Below are 17,287 nucleotides of genomic sequence, written 5' to 3' on the forward strand. Positions count from 1 at the left end.
TTTAAATTCTGCATTAAATGTTCGACGTTCTCTTTTAGTCATCGTAGATTCTCCTCGAGTATAATATCTGTAGTCTACTTGACCTTAATTTTCCTGTCTAGTTTAGTGTAGCCGATTCACATATCTCTTTTGTTTTAATAATAATAGTCTCGGTGAAGTCCCTTTAACATCTTTTATTTCGTTTTCTTTTGAGCCAAAGTAGCTCCAAATTTCTAGACACTTATCAACAAGTTTTCTTGTTCGGGCTTTAATTTCATCATGTCCCCATGTTTGTAGGCTTTTAAAACCTTTGTTAATCTCCAAGTGACTATTTGATAGATGTTTCGTTTTTTTCTGGAACGATTCATTAGACATTTCTGAGTTATATGCTGTTAAAGTGAGATTTCCTATTACATGTAGATGGGCATCATGAATTTCATCCCAATCCTCACCAAGTGTTATTTTCCAAGAGTCTGTCAATGTTTGAGGCATTATATGTTCAACCGTAAGATTATCATAATTTACTTTTTCTTTATGCTTATATGATTCTTCTATAGATACTAGCATAAATTTAGTCTTTCTAGCCCTATCTCCTGCACCATACAACTTAGAGGTTGTAAGTTTTTCAACAAATTCTTGGTCTTTTGGATAGCCTCTATTCTGCAAGGTTGCTTTTAATTCTTCTAAGAGTTCATTTTGTTCAAATCCTTCTACTTTTAGTACAAGAGAAGGGAAGATTTTGTTTAACTCATTTGTTGGGATATTACACACAAATCTCCTAATTAGATAATTCTCAATCACTTTTATTACAGCTACCAAGTTACTTGAAGAAAGTTGGTTGTCCTTATAGAGTGAAAATGCATATAGTAGGAAGGGATAAGTCGTTTTAGCTTCAAGTTCGTTAAGTCTAGTTATTGCATTTCTTACATCTATGTTTTCTTCAAATTCTGGACTAATGATGCACTTGTAATAATTTGAAAATCTATAAAGTTGTTCAATCTGGTTAATGGCATTTTCTTGTGTTACTAATTTCTTTAAGTCAATGTATACATCGTTTTTTCTAACAAATTTACCTTTACGCATTAAATAATGTCTTATGTATTCTGTTAGTGAATCGCCAAAAAAATCTTGCATTGGTTTCCAATGTATTTGAAATACTTCTTCGTGCATCTCTGTAGGTATTCTCATGAAAAAAAAGTTTCTAATTAAGTCTGCTTGTGTAAGAGGTCTACCTTTTGCATTTAAGCTTTCAAATACTAAGTAAGGATTATCGTCAGATGCTAAAACAATACTTACTAAAGATAATCTGTTCGAAACAAGTGATTTAAGCTCACGTAATTCAATTTCTGTGTTTATTATTTTCTTTTTAAAGAAATCATAAGCTTGTTTGATGTTAGATTTGTTGTGCTGTATATCATCAGAATTGACAAGTGCTTTATGTGTATCTCTATCTACTTGCGTAGGTAATAGCTTGAAATGATTATCATTTGACTTCCACTTATTAACAAGGAGATTTTCATGAATTTCTTCTGCCGTATATCTAGAATATCCTCCCATAATTGATTCCATTGCTGATTTGACCAACTATATGTACGTTGAAATAAAGGGATTACAAATTGCTTTGTACCTTCTATCATTGGTTGAATTATAGTTTCGTTTGCCTTCATTCGAGTCACCTTCCGTAAAATCCATGTTAGATATTTCCTATTACTATTGTAAATTAATGCCCAGCTTAATTCCAATATATCATGAGAAAAAGACCACATAACAGTATGTAATGTGGTCTTTTGGCAATGCAGGAGGGGGGTGGTTTAAAGGTTTGACTCTAATGATCGCTTAGGTAATCGTATTAACACATCTAGGTACAAACCCTTGTATTCTTTATTACGATACGAATGTATATTAAACATTAAAGCTATAATTGATTGTCTTTCGTGACAGTTAGAAATAATGGATCAAAGTTGTGTGTCTCATAATAATCTATCAAAATGTTGCGTAGATAGCATCTAACGTTCAGATTTATATTGATCTATCATTCTTTGTGAAATTCAGCTGGATATAATATATTTTCCATTCATCGCTTTCATCCAAACATAATTACCTCAGATAGCAAAATTGATGACTGTTTTTACACTTAATAAAGTCTTGTTCACCTTTTTGTATAAAGTTTGTCTTCATAAAATTAAACCTCCTATGTGAATTAATCTAAGACCATTAGATCATAGGAGGTTTTATTAAATATTATTAGAATGTAAATTTTTTGTAACTAATTTGTTGTTCTTAGGTTGTAAAAGATTGTGATTAGAATTGTTAAGGTTGAAATAATAAATAATCCTATTGTGATAAATAAATCATTGAATAAAAAACTAGAAAACGTAGTCCAGGTTATTAGACCAAGTGAAAGTATTAATAGAGGTTTTACTATTTTAACTCTTACAAAATAATACATTAGTAAGATTAAAGGGTAAGAATACCCAAGAAATATTACTCCTTTTATTTTATCGCTTTGAATCGATAAATCAAAAGATGTTACTAACATAAAAACAGGTATACATAAAACAAAAATCAAAATTGTTTTATTATCATTCACTACATTCCCTCCTTTGTAAATATATATAAATTCTACTTTATGTATAAAAAAATAAAAATAGAATTGAAAAAAATGGTAATTTTTTACCCTTTTTATATTTGGTTAAAATCCCCTATTACTTTAATGATACTATTATCTTGTGCCAAAAAATACCACAGGGGGAAGAAAAATGAAATCAAAGTTTTTAATCTTATTTTTGTTAGTTGTTTTTGCTTTTGGAGCAGTATCTCCAAGTTTTGCCTCGGCTTCAGAAGATATGGTTAGTAAGAGTCCGTTAACAGATGAAGAAATAACTAGTAGTGGTGATTATGTTGTGAATGTGAGTATTTCTGATGAGCAATTAAATTTAGCTTTAGAAATTGCAGAGTCGAATTTAGAAGAATCAACTGTTATTAATAAGGATGGAACAATTAAATTAGAAATTAATAATGCAAAAAAAGCAAATGTAAGTCAAAAAGCTTTTAAAGCATATAAAAAATTCATAAAAGAAGCAAACGCACAAATTAAGGAAGGTGAGATAGTTGCTTCTTTACTACCTGAAACAAATTTAATAACATTTAAAGAGAAAGATAGTATTGTAGAATCAGAGATATCACCAATGTTTACCGTTATTGGGTCTGGTTTTTATAAATTGACTAACAGCGATGTTGCAAAACTAAAGAAAGTTATTGCATATGGGGGTGGAGCAGCTAGTTTGGCAGCTGCATTAAAACTTAACGTAAAGGTTGCAGCAGTAGTTGCAGCTGGAGCAATTTATCTTAATGCTTCGATTGATCTATGTAATTGGAATGATAAAGGTATATACATGAAAAGAACTATGCTCACACCACCTCCAACTGGATCATGGACTTGTTGGCCAGTACTTTAAAAAACATTAGTTGGTATTTATCTAACTAGCAGAGTCCATTTTCCCAAGCACTGTACCCGTCCAAAGTAAAGTGTTGTGCTTGGGAACCTTTTTATTTTTGTAGTTCCTTTGTTGTATCCATGATCTTTTCAATCATTTGAAGTGTACGTATCATTCTGTTTGCTTCTCTTGCATCAATTCCTTCTTTTTCTAACTCTGATATAAGTTTTATCCATTCAGCATTCATAAATATCATTTCTTTTTACTTTGTACGTTTACTTTAATTCGATTTGCAATTAAATTATTTTCTTTATCCATTACTAAGAAACCCTTTTTCCCTAAGTGATTGAACAGTTTCTTGTATGACCTTTTCGCTTTTACCTGTCCATCTCATCAATTCTTTAAGCGATGGACTTTTGCTTTGTATAGAAGTATTAAAATAAATTCGAAAAATTTTCCTTTCGATATTGTTTTTTGGACAAAAGATTAACCTTTATATCCTTCTTCTCTAATAACTTAAACCACTTATTATTTATATCTAAAGCCATATAAATTATCTTTTCTCTATTAATTAACTTCACTTTATCCTTAATAGAAAATGGGTGTAAAAACTAACTAAATTAAACCACGAAGAGGATCATGTTCATCAAGTATTTCTTTTAGTTCGTGTTGGAAATAACCTATATATTGTCTAGTAACGTCAATTTTAGAATGGCTAGCAAGTAACTGAATCTCTCTTAAATTAGCCTTGTTCATCAATAGTCTTTTTATAAAAACATTCCTCATAGCGTGTGGAGAAAAGTCACCTTCAATACCTAAGTCTTGTTTCAACCGTTTGATAAAAAGTTGTACGCCATTTTTAGTTAATCTTTTTCCTTTTTGGTTAATAAATACTTCTGTTGGAACATCGCTATACTAATTTTCAACATAAGTTTTCCAACTGTTTAACTCTTTAGATAAAGTCTCTGAAAGGGGGACTGAACCCTGTTTTCTGCCTTTGCTTTTTTTATGGTGATTAGATGGTCATTGAAGTTAATATCATTCCAATCTAGGCTTACGAGTTCATTTATTCTTAACCCTGTTCCAATTAAAGTAATCATTATGGTGTAATTTCTTATAGAATAGAAACTATCTTCTCTTCTTTTCTTTCTTCTTAGTTGTCTAAGAGCAAGTTGAATATCTTCTTCTCTTACAATCTTTGGTGAGTCATCTTCACGAATTAGTTTAATACTTTTGCAAATATCTTTACTAATTATTTCTTCTTCTAACATCCATCTAGACCATGCTCTAATTAACTTTAACTTTGAGTTAATGGTTTTAGGCTTATTACCGTTATCCATACACCATCTAAGAAATGATTTGATTGAAGCATTTGTCAAATCCTGTGTATGCTCAATACCCTCTTGCATAAACCATTTTCCAAGCACATTAAAAAGATTATCATAAGACTTTAAACTGTTTTCAGTTAACCCTTGAAATTTCTTTTCTGCGATTAACTCTTTGAAACTCATTTCAATTAACATAAAAAGACCTCCTTAACTTTTGTAAGAAGGTCAATATCTTCATAAAATTAGTATACAATAGACTGCTGATCATAATCCGGGTTAAAACCTGTCAACTCAAGCGTTGGGAGTACTTCTGTAGACCTCTACGCTGCCAGCGTAGCGCTCTCCCAGCTGAGCTAATGCCCCGTAAAAATGAATATAGCAGTATTGTACACGCCTTCAGGCAAATTGACAAGAAAAAAATAGCGGGTTGTTAAACAAACCCGCTATTTTCTCTGAAGCTTTCAACTTACTCTCTCAATCGTTCCATCTTTTTTATGAACAATAAGTCTAGCATTATTCTTTTTTACGAGTTTATTTCCTTTTACCAATGCCTCATTTTTTGTTTGAAACACCTCGGTTACTCTTTTGGAGTTTTCTTTCTTTATTGCCCATTCACCACTATGAGGGACTAGGTGATAGGTTGCGTCATTTCCTGATGTATCTATAGAGTTTGTCACTTCTTTTGCTTTAGAAATAGCGATGCTAATTGCTCTTCCTTCTTCATAGCCTTCTTCTAATAGAGCATTAGCAATTTCAATTGCTTTTGTTCTAGTTGATTCAGTTAGATTTTTCATAGAGGGTGGATAATCATTTTTGTTCCATGGCATTAATACCACACCTTTCTCCTTATTAGTAAAAATCAACCATACTAGTCTATTACCACTCAATGAGATTTTTAAACTTGAAAGCCTTTATCAAATCTAACATTTCATTAGGTTAACTATAGGACCTATATTATAATGGTCATAGTATAAAAATGTGCAATGAGGTGACCGAATGGTAGAAATGATGAAATATTTAAAGCCTTATAGAAAGCAGCTTTTTCTTGTTCTTTTGTTTTCGTTAATTGCGATACTTTTTGAGCTTTATTTGCCAACTTTGATGGCTGAGATTGTAGACGTAGGAATCGTTAACTCCGATGTATCTTTTATCTTGCAAACAGGGGGATGGATGTTAGTTTGCTCTCTTATGGCGATTATTTTAATGGTGGGAGTAAGTTATTTTGCTTCAAAGGTATCGCTTGGGTTTGGGCGTGATATGAGAAGGCATTTATTTGTTCATATTGAGCATTTCTCTCTTGAGGAATATGAAAAGTTTGGTTCTGCATCACTTATTACGAGAACAACAAATGATGTGAAGGTTGTTCAGGATGTGATTAATATGATGCAGAGAATGATGACAAGGGCACCTTTAATGTTAGTTGGTGGAGTCATTTTAGCGGTGTCTCGTGATCGTACATTATCACTTGTATTTCTGGTTGCTTTGCCTATCTTGGCGCTTGTTATTTTTGTCGTTGCCAGAAAAGCGATTCCGTTATTTTCGGCTATGCAAAAGAAAACGGATCGTTTAACACTGATTTTAAGGGAAGCGCTAACAGGAGTTCGTGTTGTTCGGGCCTTTAACCGTGTTGAGCATGAGAGAACACGATTTAATCATGCGAATGAGGATTTTCGAGATACTGGAATTAAAGTCGGTAAGCTAATGGCGTTTATGTTTCCGATTATGTTGATCATCATGAACTTTACAAATATTGCGATTGTTTGGTTTGGCGCAATCCGGATTGACCAAGGAGAAATGCAGGTAGGGAATTTACTGGCATTTATTCAATATGCAGCCATGATTTTAATGTCGCTTATTATGTTATCAATGGCCTTTATTATGATTCCGCGTGCACAAGTTTCTGCTAAACGTTTAAGTGAAGTGTTACAGGCGAAACAGATGATAACAGATCCTGTCCACGAAATGTTACCTAAACAAAATCATGGGAGGATTGAATTTAAAGATGTGACGTTTCGTTATGAAGGGGCGGAAAAGCCTGTTCTTAAAAAAATCTCTTTTACTGCAATGCCAGGCGAAACCACAGCTATCATAGGAAGTACCGGTTCGGGCAAAACGACAGTTCTTCAGTTAATTCCCCGTTTCTATGATGTGGAAGGTGGAGAGCTTTTAATTGACGGACAGGATATAAAAAACATAAAGCAAAGTACTCTTCGAAGCAAAATTGGATATGTTCCTCAGAAAGCAACATTATTTAGTGGAACCATTTTTGAAAATATTGCATTTGGAAAAGAAGATGCAACCGAAGATGACATCTATACAGCATTAAAAACCGCACAAGCACTTGATTTTGTAGAAACGAGAGAAAAAGGAATACATAGTACACTTGAACAAGCGGGTGTAAACCTTTCGGGTGGACAAAAGCAAAGGTTATCAATAGCACGTTCACTTGTCAGAAAACCTCAAATTTATTTGTTTGACGATAGCTTCTCAGCATTAGATTATAAAACAGATCGTATCTTAAGAGATGCCTTAAAATCTGAAACGGCTGAAGCGACATTGATCATTGTTGCTCAGCGTGTGAATACGGTAAAAGATGCTGAAAAAATTATCGTGTTAAATGAAGGAGAAGTTGCAGGTATTGGGACACATGCAGAATTGCTGGAAAATAATAAAATTTATCAAGAAATTGTTGCTTCTCAACAGAATGGGGAGGTGAGTGCATGAGTGAGAAAAACCAAAGCGGCGGACATCCTATGAGAGTCGGTCGTCCCCATGGACATGGAATGATGCCTACTGAGAAGCCAAAGGACTTTAAGAAAACATTTAAAAGACTGCTAGGTTACTTAAAACCTTGGAAAAACCGCTTGATTGTTGTCACGATTGCAGCGATTTTTTCAACACTGTTTAATGTTATTAGTCCAAAGCTTTTAGGTGACGCAACTTCATCTATATTTGATAGCTTTACCACGGGAACATCTGTTGATTTTGAATATATTGCAAGAATATTGTTGCTTCTTATTTGTTTATACTTATTTTCATCTTTGTTTTCGTATTTACAGCAATATGTAATGGCGTCCATTTCACAGAGAACGGTTGCTCAATTGAGGAAGGAAGTAAATGAGAAATTATCCCGGCTCCCTCTTAAGTATTTTGATCAACATTCACATGGTGACTTATTAAGTAGAGCTGTAAATGATATCGACAATATCAATAACTCATTACAACAAGCACTCACGCAAGTGATTAACTCTGTTATTTCCATTCTCGGGATTATCATCATGATGCTTGTTATAAGCCCGGTGCTAACTTTAGTTGTATTAGTGACAATTCCTTTAAGTTTATTTGTGGCAGGTTTTATAACGAAATTTTCCCAAAAACATTTCGTTAAACAACAAGAGGAGCTTGGGAATATAAATGGACATATAGAAGAAATGTTCACGGGACATCAAGTCATAAAAGCATTTGGTCGTGAGGAGAAGTCGATAGAAACATTCGATAAAATTAATGATCAACTTTATGACTCAAGTTGGAGAGCTCAATTTATTTCTGGCCTCATGATGCCGTTAATGGGGTTTGTCGGAAACCTGGGATTTATAATTGTCGCGATATCTGGTGGATTGCTCGTATTAAATGGAAACATCCGTGTTGGTGATGTTCAAGCTTTTATTCAATACACTCAGCAAATTTCACATCCATTGGCACAGGTAGCAGGGATTGCCAATATGATACAGGTTGCAATTGCTTCTGCTGAGCGCGTGTTTATTTTATTAGATGAAGAAGAGGAGAAAGAAGAAAAAGATGCTTCCCTTCAAGTATCTTCACTTCGAGGGCATATAGAGTTCGACCATATTCAATTCGGATATGATAAAAGCCATCCCATCATTCATGATGTAAGTTTGGAAGTAAAAGAAGGCCAGACAGTCGCAATTGTTGGACCAACAGGGGCAGGAAAAACGACAATTGTCAATTTATTAATGCGATTTTATGAGTTGGATAAAGGATCAATAAAGGTTGATGGTGTTAGTTTATCTGATATGAGCAGGGAGCAGGTTCGAAGTATGTTTGCAATGGTTTTACAGGATACATGGCTATTTAATGGCACGATACGTGAAAACATTGCTTATGGAAATAAGGGTGTAACAGATCGAGAAATTGAAGATGCAGCCAAAAATGCCTATGCAGATGATTTTATTCGTACACTTCCTGACGGTTATGACACTATGCTTGGTGAGGATGCGACAAATTTTTCTCAAGGACAACGTCAGCTTCTTACGATAGCCCGAGCAATTATCACTAACCCAAAAATTCTTATACTTGATGAAGCAACAAGCAGTGTTGATACAAGAACAGAAATGAACATTCAAAAGGCGATGAACAATCTATTAAACGGTAGAACAAGTTTTGTTATTGCACACCGTTTGTCTACGATTCGAGATGCCGACCTCATTCTAGTTATGAATCAAGGTAATATTATCGAAAAAGGAACTCATGAAGAACTTTTAGCTGCAGGTGGCTTTTATTCGGATTTATATGAAAGTCAATTCAGTCAAGCCGAGTCAGTATCTTCATAAGAAAGAAGGATTAAGGTAATGTGAAGGGGAGAAAGAAATATGGCGTATCAAGCAGAACTGGTTATTGACGAAAAGGCAACTTTAGGCGAAGGTCCCCATTGGGACGGACATGTTCTATATTGGGTTGATATTATTAGTAAAAAGCTACATCGTTACAATCCTGAAAACCATCATAATGACACGTTTCAGTTCGAACATTATATCGGTGCAGTCATACCGGCAGTAGATGACCGATTGGTAGTAGGTCTTCAAAATGGGATCCATCTTTTTGATTTAGAAACGAACGAATTGACCTTAATTGGTGATCCGGAAAAGGATTTACCACATAATCGGTTTAATGATGGAAAGTGTGATCCTTCTGGACGTTTGTATATAGGAACAATGGATGTTAGTGCTAAAAAAGGGATGGGCTCATTATATCGTGTAGATCTTAAAGGACAATTGAAAAGAATGATTTCACCTGTCACCGTATCAAATGGTTTGGCATGGAGTCCTGATCAAAAATATATGTACTACATTGATACTCCTACTGGTGAAGTATCAACCTATCGTTATGATCAACAAACAGGAGATATCGTTTATAAAGGAACAGCCGTGCAAATCCCAGATGGAATGGGTTCCCCGGATGGAATGACAATTGATCAGGAAGGAATGATATGGGTTGCACATTGGGGAGGTTCCAGGGTGACGAGATGGAATCCCCATAGTGGAAAGCAATTAGATGAAGTGCATGTTCCAGCATCAAATGTTACATCATGTACATTTGGAGGAAAGGAGTTAGATGAGTTGTTTATTACAACTGCTAGGCAAGGCTTAACTGAAGAAGAGTTAGCTTTACATCCTCAAGCTGGTGGGCTTTTTAAAGTGAAAACGAAAGAAAAAGGCATGGTAGGTCAAGTTTACAGAGGCTCCATATAAGGAAAAGCAGTGTAATCCATAGTGGTTACACTGCTTTTCTTAATAAATACTCGACAATTTTTTCTGCTGTCTGTTTTCCGTTCTTGATACATGCTCCAATACCTACTCCAAAATAAGAGGCACCAGCGATAAAAAGGTTAGGGAACGTTTCACTCATTTTTTTACCAAGTGAGGTCACCGCAAGATTATGCTCAAGATGGTAGTTAGGCATTAAATTGTCCCAGTTTGTTACTTCAACCGTGATCGGTTTAGCGGTAATTCCGAGGCTTTTTTCAATATCAGTTAACGCTGTTTGGATCATTTCTTGCTCACTCATATTCTTTAATGTTTCATAGAAAGGATTTGAGCTCTTATAAAATAGGCGAACAAGGAGTTTTCTCTTTGAGGACGTATGTGTCCATTTCCGGCTAGTCCAAGTACAAGCATCACAATGAAGGTCACTATTTTCTGTTACGATAAAACCGGTGCCATTGGCAGGAAGTTTATCATCTGGTATTTCGAAGCCAAAATAAACACTCGTAAGTGACGAGTTCTTTAATTTATCAAATTCATGATTTAGATCATTATCTTTTAATACTTTCTGTGCTACATCATGAGGTGTTGCTAAAACAACAAAATCCGCTAAGATTGTATCATGATTATCCAATGTAACTTCATATTTGTTTTCAATATGCTTTATGTTGTTTGACTTTACTCCTGTTAGGATGTTTACATCTGTTAATTGTTTTTCAAGTGTATCAATGATCGCTGATAGTCCACCTTTAAAAGAAACAAATTTTTTATTACTAGATGATTGGAATTTTGCTTTGTTTTTAGACATTCCACGGATAATACTCCCGTACCGATTTTTATATTCTAGTAGATAGGGAAGGGTAGAAGCCATGGTAAGTTTATTAAGTTTACCGGAATAAACACCCGAAAGAACGGGTGATATTTGATTTTCTACGATTTCCTTTCCTAAAAAAGCCTCAAGAAATTCTCCGACGGAATCCTCACTTGTGAAGTGTTTGTTTTTTGTGACAAAGTCCTTTAATGCCACCATTTTTCCTTTCGGAGAGATCAAAGCACTGCTGAATAATGATTTTATGGTTGTAGGAATTCCAAAAACAGAATCAGCAGGAATTGGTTTTAGTTCATTTTTGGTATAAATATAGGAAATACCTGTTTCATTGTATACAATTTCATCTTCCATTTGTAACTCTTTAATTAGCGGCATCACACCTTCGTTTCGTGCAACAATCGAGTCTGCACCCGTTTCCATTATAAATTCATCATGGTGTACTGTTCGAATTTTTCCACCTAATTGCTTGCTTTGTTCAACAAGAATGAGTTGTAAGTCCAGTTTTTGTTCATTTTTATATTTTTGTAAATAATACATGGCAGTAAGACCAGTAATGCCGCCACCTATAACGAGAACCGTTTTCACTAATTTCACTCCTAATGACTAGTTAACAATTATCTAGTCGTAAACATGTTATCTATTTCACATTATATATGTTATGCCCAAGTGTACACACCATTTTAGGTAATGTCGAAAAAATGAAACATATTTTTAACAATTATTTTAAGAATATTGGAGACTATAAATGGAGAAGGTCACGTTTGGAAATAAATAGTGTAAAAAACTTAGGAGGTAGTGAAACATGAATAGGAAATTGGGTAAATTGGTGTCAATCAGTGTTTTAACGTTAAGTTTAATAGGTGTGAATCATGCGTTTGCAGAAAATAGTACTAAAGATGAACCCACACTTATGGATATAGGACTTGATAAGGAAGAGTTTCATCATAAAAGACATCGAATAAATCCGGAAATCATTAAAAAGCGTGCGGAAGAATTAGGGATAGAAACAGAAGGAAAAGATACAGAGGTTTTAGCTCGCGAAGTTCATGAGGCGAAAATTTTAGAAAAAGCAAAAGAGCTGGGAATTAAAACGGAAGGAAAAAAGCTTGAGGAAATTGCAAAAGAAATTCGAGAATTACATATTTTAAACAAAGCAAAAGAATTAGGGATTAAAACAGATGGAAAAGAAATGAAAGAAATCGCAGATGAAATTCGAGAAACTCTCATTATGAATAAGGCAAAAGAACTTAATATTGATACAGAGGGTAAATCATTAGACGACATAAGTAGAGAAATATTTGAAGTAAGTGTTATGAACGCTGCAAAGGAATTAGGAATTAATACAGATGGTAAGGAATTAAAAGAAATTGCCCGGGAAGTTATCGATAAAAAGACCCTGCAAACTGCGGAAAAGCTGGGAATTGATGTGAAAAATAAATCAACCCAGGAAATTTTGGAGGATATTTTCATTAATTACAAAGAAGAAGCCAAAAAACAAAAGCTATTTCCTTTTGATGATGAAAATCGAGATTTACACTTTATGAGACATCAAGAAAGGCATCACAAAGGAAACCATTCACATAAATAAATGGAGGAGGATGACTTTATTGTTAGTCATCCTCTTTTGAATTTTTGCATTTACAAAAACTTTCATGCTGCAACCCAATCTTTCGTGTTAAAATGTTGAAAGCTTTTTATAGTGAAAGATTGGAGGAAAACAAGTGGAATCATCACCACGATTTCTACCTTATGCTGCATTAATTGTTGGGGTTATTGCTGTTTCTACATCAGCCATTTTTGTAAAGTTAGCAACTGCTCCGGCTCCTGTTATTGCTTTTTATCGGCTGTTGTTTTCAACTGTTCTTATTGCCCCGATCTTCTTCTTAAGACATTTCTCTGAAATGAAAAATCTCTCGAAAAAAGACTGGATCTATTCAACAATCGCAGGAGTTTTTTTAGCTTTTCATTTTATCTTATGGTTTGAATCGTTAAATTACACATCTGTGGCTAGTTCAGTTGTATTAGTGACCCTTCAGCCTTTGTTTGCATTTATCGGTACTTTTTTGTTTTTTAAAGAAAAAGTGTCCATTGTGGCCATTATTAGCGGGTTGATCGCTATAACTGGAAGTGTGATAATCAGCTGGGGGGATTTCAAAATAAGTGGCATAGCATTAATCGGCGACTTATTGGCATTAGCAGCATGTGCGATGATTACGGCTTATCTTTTATTTGGGCAAGGAATACGAAAGCGTCATTCATTAACATTGTACACGTTTATTGTATATGGAATAAGCTCAATTACCCTATTATGCTATTGCCTTTTATTGCAATATCCATTAGGACCTTATCCAAAGGAAGATTGGATGTATTTTCTGTTATTAGCAGTTGTTGCTACTCTTCTAGGTCATTCACTTTTTAATTGGTCTTTAAAGTGGGTAAGTACAAATACCATCTCAGTCATGATTCTCTTTGAACCGGTAGGCTCTATTATTCTTGCCTATTATATACTAGGAGAAAAAATGATTCTTCCGCAGGTTATAGGAGGAATAATCATTATGATAGGCATCATTTTCTATGTGTTTGAGAGGAAAATATTAAAAGTGATGAAAAAAGAAATAAAGCCTACCAATGAGTAAATTGGAGGCTTTATTCCGTATAGGATTGTTTTGCTTCTTTGAGATACAGTTCTTGTAACTCATCAATCGTTATCCCGGTTGCTTTCGAAAATCCTTTATCAAAATTATTTTCTTTTGCTGTTTCAATAACTATTGTTTTGATCATAGATTCTCCATATTGATCAACAAGATATTTAATTCCATAGTAACTCTGTAAATAAACATCATACTCCTCTAACCGATACTTTTCCCAATCTTGGTGGCTATCAAGATTTACAAATTCAACCTCTTGAAAAGGATAATACCTATGGGCAACATTATACATTCCAACATATTCTGCAACGCCCTCATGAAACCATAAAGGAATTCTATATACATAGAGGCCCTGTTGTTTAATAAATGCTTGTAAACGATAATGTGTATATTCATGAAGAAGTGTACTTTGAAAATAAAAAGATTGAGGCATCTGATCAGCGAGGATGTTTGATTTGTCTGTAATGGCGATCCCTATTATGTTGTTTGGATCATCAAAATATCCCATTGTTTCAATTAGTGATGTTTTTTCATATAATTCCTGAGGTGAGGAATGAAGAATTAAATCAATTTGATTATCTTTCACCTCCCCGAAAATCGTTGTTGTAAGTTTATCCGCTTTATCAAGTGAATCTTCAATTATAGGGATTAATTCGATCTCTTCCGGATCATGATAAATATCTACATGACCATATGTAGACGTCAATTTATCTTCCTTCATTTCTCGATAATCAGCCAGTGTGACAGTTTTCTTTTGAAAAGGAATCAAATATAATTGGTATTTTTCTTCAATAGTCAGGTTTTCTCCAAGTTCTGTTGCAATCATGAGATTGATGGATAGAAAATAGATAGATAAAAAAGCCGTGCTAATGGTCAGTAAAATAAATGGTAGAATACCGCTTCTTTTAATAAATATAAGTTCTTTCTTAGGGCGAAGAAGTAAATAAAGACAAAAACAAAAAAGTAAAAAGGAAACCAGCGTCATGATGATGCTGTAAGATGTAGAGATTTTTATGTTGAAAAATAAATGGATGCATACAGAAATGACAAAAAGCACACAAAAAACAAGTAAAAAATAGATGAAATTCTTTAAGACCCAAATAAATGTTTTCAATGTGACCTCCAAGATAGGTGATCTTTTATATTCTTTATACATATGAACAAGGCCCTGAAAAAATGACGGTGATTAAGCATGAAAAGAGGATGGTACATAGGGTTCCGAACCCTATGTACCATCCTCTGGAAATTATTGTAAGTAAAAAATTGAACATAGATAAGCAAATACAAAACCCAAGGGGAAGCTGATAATTAAAGACAAACCGTGAACAGGTCCTTCTTCATTACTAATTCGAATAGCTTCCTTATATCCATAGGAAAAGTGAAATAAAGATAGAGATAAAGTTAGTAGAATAATAGCCAGGGATATACTCATCTTTTGTCCTCCGTTATATACAATCTAGTCTTTCTATTAATACATGCCGGAGAACGGTTGAATATGATAACTTTTTAAAAAGATATAGGGGATAGAGTAAATAGACAAACAAAAACCTTGGTCAATGACCAAGGTAATGAACTATTTTCTATTTACCAATAGTGGAGCTGTTAGTAATAATAAACTAGCAACAATGGCTGAAACTATTATTGTAGGGATCATATAGGAAGCATTGTATCCGATCGAGTAGATTAAAACAGGTGTTCCTTCCGGTGCGAAAGAAGCAAAAAAGAAAACTCCTGCAATGATATGCGCAGCTGCTCTAAGGATGCCGCCTAAAATGGTTCCCAGTGTTATAAATAAAATGGCCATTTTTCGATTTTTATTAGTTAATGCATTTTGAATAGCCTTATAGAATACACCACTTGCTCCTACTAAAGTGAAAGCTAAATAATAATCGAGGAAACCTTGAACAGGGTGAACAATATACGGGTTAATAATAGCTTGTAATAAACCTAAAATAAGCCCAGTTAATAATCCGCCTTTTAATCCCCAACGATATGCCATAATAAATACTGGTATCATGCCTAATGAAATAGATCCACCTTGTGGTAATTTCCCGATGACCCCTGATAACAAATCCAATAAAAATGCTAAAGCCCCTAACATGGCAACTTCGATTAAAAATACTAAACGCTGATTTCTTTGCAATCTTATTCCCTCACTTTTTTATTAAACCAAAGGGAACCTTTCATTTCTGTGAATAAAATAAAAAAAGCAATGATTGGAATGATCATAGTAGTCCAAACATTACCTTTATAGATGATCATCCACATCCCTACACTAGTATTAACTAACAGGTTCAAAGGGTTAGAATGATCGAAGTCATTCAATCTCAGCTAAAAGGCTCCCCCTGTGGTTTAAACGTATTATTTATTTTAGACATAACTATACACCATCATTAACTAATCAACAACTAAAAAATAGAATTAGAGAGAATCTGAAAGTTTTATTGTAATGAACTAACAGGGCAGGACATATAATTCACCAGAATTGTCCACGAGGTGAATAGATGGGAATAAAAAATATCTTTCAATTCAAACAACCTACTTCTAGTAGGAATTTAAATGTTCAGCAAAAAGAAAAGAAGTATGGGGGGATAATTCAGCAATTACAACTTGTTGATTTTTGGGATAACTTAGATCCGCATGAAAGGTCTTTTATCCGTAATTGTACAAAGTGGTCATTTGGGGGAAGTATAAAAGGGGAGGATATAGATCATCCGAATAGTATTGCAACAACCAAGAGAGATGATTGTCGTTTCCTTTTAGGGAATGCTGCCTGGGCTTTTGATTTCAAAGAATATTATTTAGCAGAATCATTACTCATTGAAGTGATCCATCGCTCGAAATGTATTTTTACTCTTCATCGAGCTTATCAAAAGTTAATACATATATATGAAGTTTCAGCAGATGAAAATAAGTGTCACCTACAAAAGTGGAAAAGTTACTGTGAGGAACATATAAAATTAGCTCCTGCATTATTTAACGAATCGAATAAAAAAGAAGAAACGCCTCCAGAAATCAGATCGTTCTATATATTGAAGAATATTTTGCTTGATGTAAATGATGTTGAGGGATATAAAGCGATTGTATTGGTAGAACAACAATATAAAAACGGCAACTTTATTGTTCAAGGAATGTATTAAAAATATAGATAATCATGCTCCAGGGATACAGATCGTTTTCTGTATCCTGTTTTTTGTGCAATTAGGGAATCAAATATATGGTCAGCAAACTAAATTAGATGTTTACAATCAATTTTTATTAAAAAAAATGAAAAAAGTACTTGCTGGAATAAAAATATCGTGATATATTATTAAACGTCGCTGCTGCGGTAGTGATGAACAAGAAAACAAACAGAAAAAACAACAGCGAAAAATAAATGTTGACAAGCTGTTTGTAAGATGTTATATTGATAAAGTCGCTTCTGATGAGAACGACAAACGAAATGATCTTTGAAAACTAAACAAAACCAAGCGTGCCAACGTTAATTTCGATTAACAAAAACGTACTATATAGTACAAATTTTTATGAGCTATATCAAACACTTTATTGGAGAGTTTGATCCTGG

Annotated in this window: 16 protein-coding genes and 1 riboswitch; of the genes, 7 read left to right on the forward strand and 9 right to left on the reverse strand. The window is 33.9% G+C overall.

Annotated elements, in window-relative coordinates; all coding sequences use genetic code 11:
- Positions 1 to 102: 102 nt before the first annotated feature.
- Together LC095_RS25795 and LC095_RS27345 are read right to left on the reverse strand one after the other, a co-directional pair.
- Positions 103 to 1,548 (reverse strand): HNH endonuclease family protein, encoded by a 1,446-nt coding sequence (locus tag LC095_RS25795; protein ID WP_226530789.1) that lies wholly within the window; start codon positions 1,546 to 1,548, stop codon positions 103 to 105.
- Complete coding sequence (locus LC095_RS27345; RefSeq protein WP_413467557.1) at positions 1,431 to 1,745, reverse strand: DUF262 domain-containing protein; 315 nt, start codon at positions 1,743 to 1,745, stop codon at positions 1,431 to 1,433. Before LC095_RS27345 ends, LC095_RS25795 begins: the two co-directional genes overlap by 118 nt.
- Positions 1,746 to 2,738: 993 nt before the next feature.
- Here LC095_RS27345 and LC095_RS25805 point away from each other — a divergent pair.
- Positions 2,739 to 3,437, forward strand: a complete 699-nt coding sequence (locus LC095_RS25805) for a hypothetical protein (RefSeq protein ID WP_226530790.1) — start codon at positions 2,739 to 2,741, stop codon at positions 3,435 to 3,437.
- Between the two features lie 91 nt (positions 3,438 to 3,528).
- Here the strand turns inward: LC095_RS25805 and LC095_RS27000 are convergent, their stop codons facing one another.
- The 4 genes from LC095_RS27000 to LC095_RS25815 form a co-directional block, all read right to left on the reverse strand.
- The gene (locus LC095_RS27000; protein ID WP_264196208.1) at positions 3,529 to 3,663 is read right to left on the reverse strand and encodes a hypothetical protein; all 135 of its coding nucleotides are present in this window, start codon (positions 3,661 to 3,663) and stop codon (positions 3,529 to 3,531) included.
- A 368-nt stretch (positions 3,664 to 4,031) separates the two neighbouring features.
- A complete protein-coding gene (locus LC095_RS27005; protein WP_319005860.1) occupies positions 4,032 to 4,304 on the reverse strand; it encodes a tyrosine-type recombinase/integrase in 273 nt (90 codons plus the stop codon).
- 56 nt (positions 4,305 to 4,360) lie between these two features.
- Positions 4,361 to 4,939, reverse strand: a complete 579-nt coding sequence (locus tag LC095_RS27010) for a tyrosine-type recombinase/integrase (RefSeq protein WP_264196209.1) — start codon at positions 4,937 to 4,939, stop codon at positions 4,361 to 4,363.
- A 266-nt stretch (positions 4,940 to 5,205) separates the two neighbouring features.
- Positions 5,206 to 5,571, reverse strand: coding sequence for a DUF2188 domain-containing protein (locus LC095_RS25815; protein WP_226530791.1), 366 nt, complete (start codon positions 5,569 to 5,571; stop codon positions 5,206 to 5,208).
- Between the two features lie 169 nt (positions 5,572 to 5,740).
- Between LC095_RS25815 and LC095_RS25820 the strand changes: the two genes are divergently transcribed.
- The 3 genes from LC095_RS25820 to LC095_RS25830 are packed head-to-tail and all read left to right on the forward strand — an operon-like array spanning position 5,741 to position 10,233.
- Positions 5,741 to 7,468: an ABC transporter ATP-binding protein gene (locus LC095_RS25820; RefSeq protein WP_226530792.1), complete on the forward strand. Its 1,728-nt coding sequence runs from the start codon at positions 5,741 to 5,743 to the stop codon at positions 7,466 to 7,468.
- Positions 7,465 to 9,315 carry an ABC transporter ATP-binding protein gene (locus LC095_RS25825; RefSeq protein ID WP_226530793.1) on the forward strand — a complete coding sequence of 617 codons (1,851 nt, stop codon included), beginning with the start codon at positions 7,465 to 7,467 and terminating at the stop codon, positions 9,313 to 9,315. The genes LC095_RS25820 and LC095_RS25825 overlap by 4 nt, the downstream gene beginning before the upstream one ends.
- A 39-nt stretch (positions 9,316 to 9,354) precedes the next feature.
- A complete protein-coding gene (locus tag LC095_RS25830; RefSeq protein WP_226530794.1) occupies positions 9,355 to 10,233 on the forward strand; it encodes an SMP-30/gluconolactonase/LRE family protein in 879 nt (292 codons plus the stop codon).
- A gap of 25 nt (positions 10,234 to 10,258) precedes the next feature.
- Here LC095_RS25830 and LC095_RS25835 read toward each other — a convergent pair whose 3' ends face one another.
- The gene (locus LC095_RS25835; protein WP_226530795.1) at positions 10,259 to 11,659 is read right to left on the reverse strand and encodes a protoporphyrinogen oxidase; all 1,401 of its coding nucleotides are present in this window, start codon (positions 11,657 to 11,659) and stop codon (positions 10,259 to 10,261) included.
- A 217-nt stretch (positions 11,660 to 11,876) separates the two neighbouring features.
- On the opposite strand from LC095_RS25835, the gene LC095_RS25840 reads away from it, so the two are divergent.
- Positions 11,877 to 12,662, forward strand: a complete 786-nt coding sequence (locus tag LC095_RS25840; RefSeq protein WP_226530796.1) for a hypothetical protein — start codon at positions 11,877 to 11,879, stop codon at positions 12,660 to 12,662.
- A 133-nt stretch (positions 12,663 to 12,795) separates the two neighbouring features.
- A complete protein-coding gene (locus LC095_RS25845) occupies positions 12,796 to 13,710 on the forward strand; it encodes a DMT family transporter (protein ID WP_226530797.1) in 915 nt (304 codons plus the stop codon).
- Positions 13,711 to 13,720: 10 nt separating this feature from the next.
- Here LC095_RS25845 and LC095_RS25850 read toward each other — a convergent pair whose 3' ends face one another.
- Both LC095_RS25850 and thiT read right to left on the reverse strand, forming a co-directional pair.
- Positions 13,721 to 14,836 carry a hypothetical protein gene (locus LC095_RS25850; protein WP_226530798.1) on the reverse strand — a complete coding sequence of 372 codons (1,116 nt, stop codon included), beginning with the start codon at positions 14,834 to 14,836 and terminating at the stop codon, positions 13,721 to 13,723.
- A gap of 459 nt (positions 14,837 to 15,295) precedes the next feature.
- Complete coding sequence (gene thiT, locus LC095_RS25855; RefSeq protein ID WP_226530799.1) at positions 15,296 to 15,865, reverse strand: energy-coupled thiamine transporter ThiT; 570 nt, start codon at positions 15,863 to 15,865, stop codon at positions 15,296 to 15,298.
- A 107-nt stretch (positions 15,866 to 15,972) separates the two neighbouring features.
- Positions 15,973 to 16,078, reverse strand: a riboswitch (TPP riboswitch).
- Positions 16,079 to 16,226: 148 nt separating this feature from the next.
- On the opposite strand from thiT, the gene LC095_RS25860 reads away from it, so the two are divergent.
- Positions 16,227 to 16,862 carry a hypothetical protein gene (locus LC095_RS25860; protein WP_226530800.1) on the forward strand — a complete coding sequence of 212 codons (636 nt, stop codon included), beginning with the start codon at positions 16,227 to 16,229 and terminating at the stop codon, positions 16,860 to 16,862.
- Positions 16,863 to 17,287: the final 425 nt, after the last annotated feature.

Source organism: Metabacillus niabensis, assembly GCF_020524345.1.
GTDB classification, from domain to species: domain Bacteria; phylum Bacillota; class Bacilli; order Bacillales; family Bacillaceae; genus Metabacillus; species Metabacillus niabensis_B.